Raw genomic sequence first — 9,356 nt, forward strand, 5'->3', positions numbered from 1 at the left:
GCCAACCTAAGCCTATAGTGTGTTTTTTGAGCGAAAACAAAATAAATTTAAAACTTTCTATTAATAAATTTGCAACATACAAAAAAGCTTGGTATAACTTATCCCGCGTTAACAAAAACAATAATAAAAATCTTATAACAATAAGAACAACAATCTTCCCATAATAATAAGAACGCTTGTTTTAACAAGTCTTAGAAAAAGAATTAAACCACCAATTTTGGTGGTTTTTTCTTTTCTAAATCAGCAAATTACAACTCCTCCGCTTAGATAAAAATTGCAAAATTAATACTAGTAGTTTTGAATCAATTCCCATACACTGCAATGAGAGCAAAAAAAAGTCCACTCTAAAAACAAGGTTATTTTTTGGCCTATTCAGCGCTGAAAAATATGTCTTTAGAATGACTTTTACAATCTGTTGCAATTAGACACTAAGAATTTAGTTGATCTTTGTGTCATATTTCCTTTTTATATATACAAAGGAAAACCTACTCAGCGAGGAGATGAAATATGCTGACGCGTTTGGAAAAAGCTCAACAAAAATGGGGTGGTAGTCACTCTGTAATCGACAAATGGCTCACAGAACGTCAAGAGCTGCTTGTGTTGTTCTGCCGTATTGCAGGCTTTTCACCGTACGAAAAGAAAGATCACGCCCTTCCTGATCAACTGCAAATTCAAAACTTTTGCCAAATTCTGATGGATTACCTTTCTGCTGGCCATTTCGAAATTTACGACGACATTGCCAAAGCGTGTGAAGAAAAAGGTCCTGAAAGCCAAAAGCTGGCTAATGCCTTATACCCGCGCATTTCTGAAACCACAGATGTAGCACTCGACTTTAACGACAAATACGCAGAAGTTGACAAAGATGACTTGCTTGATGAGTTTGATAAAGATTTATCAACATTAGGTGAAGCGCTTGAATTACGCTTTGAATTAGAAGATGAGTTAATCGATAACCTTTATTCTAATCACACCAGCTAACAGCTTAGTTGCACAGCAGAGAAACACTCTCTGCTGAAAAACACCTTTTTTGCCTGCCTAAAAAGAATCATCTATTCCATTCGTAACAAATATTTGAAATATTTTCTTCAATGCGATACTCATACTATAAAAACATGAGGCTCGCTATGAATAAACGGTCATTTTTAAAGTCACTTTCAATCCTTGCTGCTGGCGCAAGTATAACATCAGCTCCTTTAATGGCTGCTCAGAATAGCAGTACCCAAACATTAATTAAGCCAAAAGCGCTGGAAAAAGGCGGCACAATTGGTGTGTGTAGCCCGTCAGCTGCCACTGCTGAACAGGCTGATATCATACTAGCAAAAGGCGTTATAGAGGCGCTGGGTTACAAGGCTAAGCTTGCACCAAACATTTTAGCAAGACGCGGTCATTTAGCTGGCACTGATGTAATGCGAGCCGGCGATTTAAACAGTTTATTCAGTGACAAAGAGGTTGATGCCATTTTGTGTTTACGTGGCGGTTCAGGCGCTGCCCGTATTTTACCTTTGCTCGACTACGCAATGATCCGTAACAACCCAAAACCTCTGATGGGCTATTCGGACATTACCGCTCTACACAATGCACTACTCTCTCAAGCTGGGCTAATCAGCTTCCATGGCCCAAATGCATCGAGTGACTGGAACCCGTTTCATGTCGCGCAATTTAAGAACATGTTCGAAGCGCGTAAGTTGATGCATTTCCAAAACTTACCAAAAGCCGATGATGAGCTTGTTAACACTCAGTACCTGACCCAAACGATCACATCAGGTAAAGCCTCTGGACGATTAATCGGCGGTAACTTAACGGTACTGACAGCCCTTGCAGGATCGAATTATTTACCTGACTTTAATGGCGCAATTTTATTTTTAGAAGATATCGACGAAGCGCCGTATCGAATTGACAGAATGATGAGCACACTCAAACTCATGGGCGCACTTGATAAAATTGCGGGCTTTGTGTTTGGCGATTGTAATGACTGTAAGCCTGGCCGTGGTTATGGCTCTTTAACCCTTGACGATATTTTTGCAGATTATATAAAACCGCTGGAAATTCCTGCTTATCGTGGAGCTATGATTGGCCATATTAAGCGCCAATTTATCTTGCCTGTTGGCACTGTGGTTGAGCTTGATGCTGATAGTGGCACATTAAAAATGAAAGAAACGGCATTTAGTTAATAAACTTAATGCGTAAAAAAAGGGCCAATCGGCCCTTTTTTATTGAGTATAATATTACTCAGCTGGTACAGCTTTGTCATCGCTTTGGATTTCAAGTAATTCTACTTCGAAAACAAGCGTTGAGTTAGCTGGGATCTTACCAAGATCACGCTCGCCATATGCAAGTTCAGATGGAATAGTGAACTTGTACTTAGAGCCAACTGGCATTAATTGTAAACCTTCAGTCCAACCTGGGATCACACGATTAAGTGGGAACGTAGTTGGTTCGTTACGTGAGTAAGAGCTATCGAACTCAGTACCGTCTAATAAAGTGCCTTTGTAGTGTACTTTAACAACGTCAGTTGCTACTGGCTTTTCGCCTTCACCTTCAGTGATCACTTCGTACTGTAGGCCAGATTCAGTTACTGTCACGCCTTCTTTCTTCGCGTTTTCAGCTAGGAATTTTTCGCCTTCAGCTTTGCTCTTCTCAGCTTCTACTTTCGCTTTTTCTTGTTGTTTAGTGCGAATGCTTTGGTCAAGCGCCGTTAACACTTCACGAATTTTTTCGTCATCAAGTTTAGCGTTACCTGCTAGCGCGTCTTCAAAACCACGCTTAAGAAGCGCTTCGTCTAGTTCAACACCTAACGCTTTTTTATCAGCAAGGTCTTGGTTTAAGAAGTTACCAACAGACGCACCAATACCGTATGCTTGTTGCTGAGCTTCAGTCTCTAGTTTAACTTCAACTTGCTGTTCTTTTTTTGCTTCCTGATTACAAGCTGTAAGCGCTAAAACTGACGCTGCAATCAATGACAATTTAATCGTCTTTCTCATTTTATATCTCCGACACACTTTGCAGTTGTCAATTATTGTATTATTACTAGTTAAAGATTAACGACCTACATGGTAGGCTGCTTGTCTAATAACTAATGTCATGCTTATGCATGATCAGCGATTAGACTAACAACCTAGGCCTTCAACGAGACCTAGTCTAACCTCTCAATCACTAAGAGTTAAGGGGAAATACTCGTAATATGTCGATATTTCGTACTTTTTTGTATCTGCTCAGCCTTTGCTTAGTTGTAGCGTGCTCTGAGCAACATGAGCAATCAACTGCACGCTATGAGCATGCGGCTAAAGGTGCCTTCGCCAGTGCGCTGTCGCACGATGGCAAATACAGCTTAATCTCATCAATACACCATGGGGTCGCACTGTGGGATAATCAACAACAGGTGCTAAAATACCAATGGTTTCAACAACAAAATCAAGATAGCTTGGTTCATACTGTTGCTATCTCTTACGACAATAGCCATGCAGTTACCGCTGAAAAGTCCACCTTTGCAGTGTGGGACATTGCCACGGGCAACAACACGGGTTATTACAAAATACACGCCTCAACAATTCGAGATATCGCGATAAGTAACCAAGGGCGCAGTGTGTTATATGGCCGCGCCGACGGTGTAGTCGTTTACCTCGACTTAGAGAGTGGCAGACGTATAGAGTTCCTTGGCCACCAAGAAAAAGTCAATGTTGTTGACCTTTCACCTAACGGCCACTACGCCATAAGCGGCTCAAATGACTATGTAGCTTACTTTTGGGACACTCGCACAGGGCAAGTGATCCATCGCTTTAACCACCCAAGTCGCGTTACTCAAGTTGCCCTTGATCCACAAGGTCGATACGCATTTACCGCAGACAGTATGAAGCAAGCAAATGTATGGCAACTGACTACAGGTGATCTTGTTAGCAAACTGGCGTATATTGCGCGTCAGAAAATTTTTACCGCCGTCCGTTTTAATGATGAGGGCACTTTACTTGCAACAGGTTCACCCAATCGATTGGTCGATTTATGGCAGCTAGAGTCAGGTAAAAAGTTACATACGTGGCAAGTGATTCCTCGAGAAGGAAGCCGCCCGAAATCAGCCGTGGTGTTAGATGTTGCGTTTACTGATAACAACCAAGCGTTATTAACCGAAAGCTCCAGCGGATTCGCTGAAAGTTTTAATCTAAGAGAATCAAATGAATACAATTGAACATCGTTTAATGGAACTTGAAGCAAAAGTCGCTTTTCAAGATGAAACAATTGAAATATTGAATGATGAGCTTAAAGCGCACCAACAGCAGCTGGCAAAAATGAAACGCCAGACTGAGTTACTTGCAGAAAAGATTAAAGAAGCGCAGCAGCCTTCTTTAATGTCACAGCTTCAAGAGCCGCCTCCACCTCATTATTAATCAGGTGAATAGAGCCGGGTATTAATCGCCCGGCTTGAACACACCAATCACTTGTTCGAATTGACGCGTTGAGGCCTGAACTGCCTGCTCTGGTTGCGTCATTTTGTGACCACACTGTACGCACTCCACTTTTTCCACATCATGTTCTTTATAAAGCATCATGGTATCCATGGCCTTACATTCAGGGCACGATGCGCCAGCAATAAAGCGTTTTCTTTGTCTCATAGATGATCTCCCGTGGCATGTAGGCGGCTATTTTAGCCTAATAATTCTCTGTTTGATACGATTGCGAAGGCTAATGTGATCCGTGTTATGATAGCGGCAATTTAATCAGTGCTGTGCAAGTAAACATTCATGATCCAAATTTCAGACATCGAACTTCTACGTGGTGGTAACGCCTTACTAAAAGGGGCTTCTGCCACCTTATTCCCAGAGCATAAAGTCGGCCTTGTGGGCGCTAATGGCTGTGGTAAATCAACGCTGTTCGCGCTACTAAAGTCTGAATTGCAACTCGATGCCGGCGAATGCCAAATTCCTAAAGACTGGTCAATTGCCTCTGTAAAGCAAGAAACACCTGCGCTCGAAATCAGTGCCCTCGATTATGTATTACAAGGTCATCCTGAATATTACGCGCTAAGAATTGCACTTCGCGAAGCTGAGCAAAATAACGACGGCGATGCGCAGGCAAAAGCACATATTGGCCTAGAACATATTCAAGGTTATAGCATTGAAGCAAAAGCTGGTGAGCTATTACACGGTTTAGGTTTTAGTAATGAGCAAATAGACAACCCAGTGAGTGCCTTTTCTGGTGGTTGGCGTATGCGCTTAAACTTAGCACAAGCACTTATTCGTGATGCCGATTTATTACTGCTGGATGAGCCAACCAACCACTTAGATCTCGATGCGGTTTACTGGTTAGAACGTTTTTTACGAGCCTACACAGGCACTCTAGTGCTTATCTCCCATGACCGAGAGTTCTTAGATGCCGTAGTTGACCAAATTTGGCACATAGACGCACAAAAAATAAATGTTTATAAAGGCAATTACTCACAATTCGAACGCCAAAAAGCAGAGCGATTATTACAACAACAAGCGATGTTCGAAAAGCAACAAGAACAAATTGCTCACCTAGAAAAGTTCATTACGCGCTTTAAAGCAAAAGCTAGTAAGGCTAAGCAAGCACAAAGCCGCGTAAAAGCCCTAGAGCGGATGGAAAAGTTAGCCCCAGCCCATGTTGACTCACCTTTTGATTTTGAGTTTGCCGAGCCAACAGCGCTACCAAACCCGCTAATGACCCTCGACCAAGCCAAAGCAGGCTATGGCGACACCACCATTTTACACAGCATTAAGCTAAACCTTGTGCCGGGTAGCCGTATTGCGCTGCTTGGCCGAAATGGTGCGGGTAAATCAACACTGATTAAATTATTAGCTGGCGATTTGCAACCTCAAGCAGGTGAAGTATTTCAGCATCAGGGCTTAAATATTGGTTACTTTGCGCAGCATCAGCTTGAGTCACTTGATTTAAAAGCCAGTGCAGTGACCCATTTACAACGTTTAAATCCACAAGCTCCTGAGCAATCATTGCGTGACTTTTTAGGCGGCTTTGCATTCTTTGGCGATAAAGCACTTGAACCAGTTGCGCCATTTTCTGGCGGTGAAAAAGCCCGTTTAGTACTAGCAATGCTGGTATATCAAAAGCCAAACCTACTGTTACTGGATGAGCCAACCAACCACCTAGATTTAGAAATGCGTCATGCCTTAGTGATGGCGCTACAAGGCTTCGAAGGCGCTATGGTGACCGTATCGCACGACCGTCACATGCTTAAAAACACCGCTGATGAGTATTACCTCGTTGATAACGGCGAAGTAACACAGTTTGGTTATGACCTTGATGCCTATTACCAATGGCTACTGAATGCCAATAAAGAAGCCGCTAAAAGCCCTGAAGACAATGCACCTAAAGCACATTCAAGCGTTAACCGCAAAGAGCAAAAGCGCTTAGAAGCTGAGTTCAGAAAGTCAGTGCAACCATTGAAAAAGCAAATCGAAAAGCTGGAAAAGCAACTTGATAAGTACTCTACAGAGCTTGGAGAAATCGAAAACGCACTTGCCGACAATGATTTATACAGTGATGAGAATAAAGCAAAACTGACAGAGCTACTCACTAAGCAAGCAAGCTTAACCCCAAAGCTTAATAACGTTGAAGAAGAGCTGCTTATGGCACTTGAAGAGCTTGAAGAAAAAGAGCAGGCCTTTGCCGATGAAACCGCTTAACAGCGAACAGTTTTGGCAGTTTGCATGTCAGCTTTACAGCAAAGACGGCATGCAAACCAAGCTACTAGGCTATCAAGACCAGCAAGGCAAAAATGTGAACCTTTGCCTGCTGCTTTATTATCTTGATTCTTTAGAGCTGGCTGTAACCCCCTCTCAACTGAGTGAGCTTGAGTCGTGCATTGCCGAATTTGATCAACAGGCTTTACAGCCCCTACGAGCCACACGCACCTACCTTAAAACCATTCAAACCGAGATTTCAGACTACCCCACCATTCGCAAAGAGCTACTTAGCGCAGAATTAAAACTTGAAAAGCAACAGCAAGCGATACTAGTCAATAGAGTAAATAATTTTGAGCTAATACCTTGTGTTAAACCCAATAATATAGCGCTATATTCAAAGGCAAATATATAAACTCCGCTTTAGATGTTTGTACTTAGCTAAACTTTCCTACACAGCTTAAAATCTCCAGCCAAGTACAATAGAAAGATCCTGAATGTCATGTTTATACTTAACAACCCCACTGTAGTCGTATTCTTTAGATTCTTTAATACCTAACACTGAGTATTCAAAACCCAAGAAAAAGTGATCTGTAAATTGATAGTCGAAGCCTAAAGCCCCATAAATATCATTACCACTCTCTTTCTCATTAATATTTTCCGTTGGTACAAGGTGAGCAGGGTTAGCATCTTTGTACTCCCAATGAGCAATCCCTACTCTAGCATTAATAAAGAAATCTTGATAAACCTCAAACTTTCCTTTTGCACCAAGCCTAATTGACTCAACCTCTATTGGAACTCTTACATCCCAAGAGGTTTCATAATCACCTGGGAATTGAGCAGGGATAGTCACTGTATACTCATTGACTGACTCTCCATGCTCATGCTTCGCAACTTCTATTGATAAATACTCACTAAATTCATAACCCAATCTAAAACCAAAAGAGTCTGAATCAAGAGAAGAGGAGTAACTATCCCCTAAGTCATAATCTTGATATGTATGATATTTATTCTTTGTTTTTCCGATTAAAAATTCACCAACGATTGCCGCATGACTTAAGCTAGGCAATAAGCTCACTGCCCCTAGTAAAATACCCTTGATCATTACTTCCCTATATAGTTTTGAGTTAAATTCCCATTATAAAGTGCATTTACAAAAGTTACTACAAACCAATCATATTGATTATATTCGCAATTTTCCTAGCACAGACCTGGTTAGCCAATTTTCTGAGCTACAAAAGCCGGCAACAACAGTAATGCAAAAGTTTACGAAATCATGGCAGGAAACCTCAAAAGCTCTCACTCAAGAGAAGAACTAGATAAAGCGTTAGGAAAATGAAAAAGTGGCAAATTGTAAAAATTTAACCAATGACAACAGAATTCAAAGAAACTCTGTTTAAAAAACAACCCTCTCGATCTAATCTGACGTCTGACGTCTGACAGCTGATAGCTTTTCTACAGGCATTAAAAAAGGCCGCCTAGGCGACCTTTTTATAAGCTGTGAAGCTCTATCTGTTGATATTACTCAACGATAGTTGCAACAACACCAGCACCAACTGTACGGCCACCTTCACGGATAGCGAAGCGTAAACCTTCGTCCATCGCGATTGGGCAGATTAACTCTACAGTCATCTTGATGTTGTCACCAGGCATTACCATTTCTACGCCTTCTGGTAACTGTACGTCACCTGTTACGTCAGTTGTACGGAAGTAGAACTGTGGACGGTAACCTTTGAAGAAAGGAGTGTGACGACCACCTTCATCTTTAGAAAGTACGTATACTTCTGAAGTGAATTTAGTGTGTGGCTTGATTGAACCAGGCTTACAAAGTACTTGACCACGTTCAACGTCTTCACGCTTAGTACCACGTAGTAGTGCACCGATGTTCTCACCCGCACGACCTTCGTCTAGAAGCTTACGGAACATCTCAACACCTGTACAAGTTGTCTTCGTAGTTTCTTTGATACCTACGATTTCAACTTCGTCATTCACGTTGATGATACCAGCTTCAACACGGCCAGTTACAACTGTACCACGACCTTGGATTGAGAATACGTCTTCGATAGGCATGATGAATGGCTTATCGATGTCACGCTCTGGCTCTGGGATGTATGAATCTAGCGCTTCTGCTAGTTCAATGATTTTCGCTTCCCATTGCTCTTCGCCTTCTAGTGCTTTAAGAGCAGAACCTTGGATTAGAGGTAAGTCGTCACCTGGGAAATCGTACTCAGAAAGAAGTTCACGAACTTCCATTTCTACTAGCTCAAGTAGCTCTTCGTCATCAACCATGTCACATTTGTTCATGAATACGATGATGTAAGGTACGCCAACCTGACGAGAAAGTAGGATGTGCTCACGAGTTTGTGGCATAGGACCGTCAGTCGCAGCAACTACTAGGATTGCGCCGTCCATTTGAGCAGCACCAGTGATCATGTTTTTAACATAATCGGCGTGTCCTGGACAGTCTACGTGTGCGTAGTGACGAGTTGGAGTATCGTACTCAACGTGTGAAGTTGAGATTGTGATACCACGCTCACGCTCTTCTGGAGCGTTATCGATTGATGCGAAGTCTTTAGCTTGACCACCGTATGCTTTCGCAAGTACGTTTGTGATTGCTGCTGTTAGAGTTGTTTTACCGTGGTCAACGTGGCCGATTGTACCAACGTTTACGTGCGGTTTTACGCGTTCAAACTTTTCTTTTGCCAT

The 9,356-nt window shown here is 42.1% G+C and carries 10 protein-coding genes; 6 read left to right on the forward strand and 4 right to left on the reverse strand.

Annotated features, from left to right (window positions below):
* Positions 1 to 507 precede the first annotated feature (507 nt).
* Positions 508 to 978 carry an Rsd/AlgQ family anti-sigma factor gene (locus CWC28_RS04350; protein ID WP_063702523.1) on the forward strand — a complete coding sequence of 157 codons (471 nt, stop codon included), beginning with the start codon at positions 508 to 510 and terminating at the stop codon, positions 976 to 978.
* 146 nt (positions 979 to 1,124) lie between these two features.
* The gene (locus CWC28_RS04355) at positions 1,125 to 2,171 is read left to right on the forward strand and encodes a S66 peptidase family protein (protein ID WP_171038284.1); all 1,047 of its coding nucleotides are present in this window, start codon (positions 1,125 to 1,127) and stop codon (positions 2,169 to 2,171) included.
* A gap of 54 nt (positions 2,172 to 2,225) precedes the next feature.
* Here CWC28_RS04355 and fkpA read toward each other — a convergent pair whose 3' ends face one another.
* Positions 2,226 to 2,981 carry an FKBP-type peptidyl-prolyl cis-trans isomerase gene (fkpA, locus tag CWC28_RS04360; RefSeq protein WP_063702527.1) on the reverse strand — a complete coding sequence of 252 codons (756 nt, stop codon included), beginning with the start codon at positions 2,979 to 2,981 and terminating at the stop codon, positions 2,226 to 2,228.
* Positions 2,982 to 3,181: 200 nt separating this feature from the next.
* Between fkpA and CWC28_RS04365 the strand changes: the two genes are divergently transcribed.
* Positions 3,182 to 4,180: a WD40 repeat domain-containing protein gene (locus tag CWC28_RS04365; protein ID WP_063702529.1), complete on the forward strand. Its 999-nt coding sequence runs from the start codon at positions 3,182 to 3,184 to the stop codon at positions 4,178 to 4,180.
* Entirely contained in the window at positions 4,167 to 4,379 is a 213-nt protein-coding gene (locus tag CWC28_RS04370) for a SlyX family protein (protein WP_063702531.1), read from the forward strand. The genes CWC28_RS04365 and CWC28_RS04370 overlap by 14 nt, the downstream gene beginning before the upstream one ends.
* Positions 4,380 to 4,400: 21 nt before the next feature.
* On the opposite strand, the gene CWC28_RS04375 is transcribed toward CWC28_RS04370, so the two are convergent.
* Positions 4,401 to 4,604, reverse strand: a complete 204-nt coding sequence (locus CWC28_RS04375; protein ID WP_054554491.1) for a YheV family putative zinc ribbon protein — start codon at positions 4,602 to 4,604, stop codon at positions 4,401 to 4,403.
* A gap of 129 nt (positions 4,605 to 4,733) precedes the next feature.
* On the opposite strand from CWC28_RS04375, the gene CWC28_RS04380 reads away from it, so the two are divergent.
* Both CWC28_RS04380 and CWC28_RS04385 read left to right on the forward strand, forming a co-directional pair.
* The gene (locus CWC28_RS04380; protein ID WP_105174387.1) at positions 4,734 to 6,653 is read left to right on the forward strand and encodes an ATP-binding cassette domain-containing protein; all 1,920 of its coding nucleotides are present in this window, start codon (positions 4,734 to 4,736) and stop codon (positions 6,651 to 6,653) included.
* Positions 6,640 to 7,065, forward strand: coding sequence for a TIGR02444 family protein (locus CWC28_RS04385; protein ID WP_138624768.1), 426 nt, complete (start codon positions 6,640 to 6,642; stop codon positions 7,063 to 7,065). The genes CWC28_RS04380 and CWC28_RS04385 overlap by 14 nt, the downstream gene beginning before the upstream one ends.
* Positions 7,066 to 7,110: 45 nt before the next feature.
* Here CWC28_RS04385 and CWC28_RS04390 read toward each other — a convergent pair whose 3' ends face one another.
* Together CWC28_RS04390 and tuf are read right to left on the reverse strand one after the other, a co-directional pair.
* A complete protein-coding gene (locus CWC28_RS04390; protein ID WP_082874014.1) occupies positions 7,111 to 7,755 on the reverse strand; it encodes an outer membrane beta-barrel protein in 645 nt (214 codons plus the stop codon).
* 416 nt (positions 7,756 to 8,171) lie between these two features.
* A complete protein-coding gene (gene tuf, locus CWC28_RS04395; protein WP_063702537.1) occupies positions 8,172 to 9,356 on the reverse strand; it encodes an elongation factor Tu in 1,185 nt (394 codons plus the stop codon).

This window comes from Pseudoalteromonas sp. S4492, assembly GCF_005886115.1.
GTDB classification, from domain to species: Bacteria; Pseudomonadota; Gammaproteobacteria; order Enterobacterales; family Alteromonadaceae; genus Pseudoalteromonas; species Pseudoalteromonas gelatinilytica.

Bases quoted from the DNA above. Each gene is read 5' to 3' on its own strand.
- CWC28_RS04385 (WP_138624768.1), top strand. From the start codon at position 6,640: ATGAAACCGCTTAACAGCGAACAGTTTTGGCAGTTTGCATGTCAGCTT.
- CWC28_RS04380 (WP_105174387.1), top strand. From the start codon at position 4,734: ATGATCCAAATTTCAGACATCGAACTTCTACGTGGTGGTAACGCCTTA.
- tuf (WP_063702537.1), bottom strand. From the start codon at position 9,356: ATGGCAAAAGAAAAGTTTGAACGCGTAAAACCGCACGTAAACGTTGGT.
- CWC28_RS04365 (WP_063702529.1), top strand. From the start codon at position 3,182: ATGTCGATATTTCGTACTTTTTTGTATCTGCTCAGCCTTTGCTTAGTT.
- CWC28_RS04350 (WP_063702523.1), top strand. From the start codon at position 508: ATGCTGACGCGTTTGGAAAAAGCTCAACAAAAATGGGGTGGTAGTCAC.
- CWC28_RS04390 (WP_082874014.1), bottom strand. From the start codon at position 7,755: ATGATCAAGGGTATTTTACTAGGGGCAGTGAGCTTATTGCCTAGCTTA.
- CWC28_RS04375 (WP_054554491.1), bottom strand. From the start codon at position 4,604: ATGAGACAAAGAAAACGCTTTATTGCTGGCGCATCGTGCCCTGAATGT.
- fkpA (WP_063702527.1), bottom strand. From the start codon at position 2,981: ATGAGAAAGACGATTAAATTGTCATTGATTGCAGCGTCAGTTTTAGCG.
- CWC28_RS04355 (WP_171038284.1), top strand. From the start codon at position 1,125: ATGAATAAACGGTCATTTTTAAAGTCACTTTCAATCCTTGCTGCTGGC.
- CWC28_RS04370 (WP_063702531.1), top strand. From the start codon at position 4,167: ATGAATACAATTGAACATCGTTTAATGGAACTTGAAGCAAAAGTCGCT.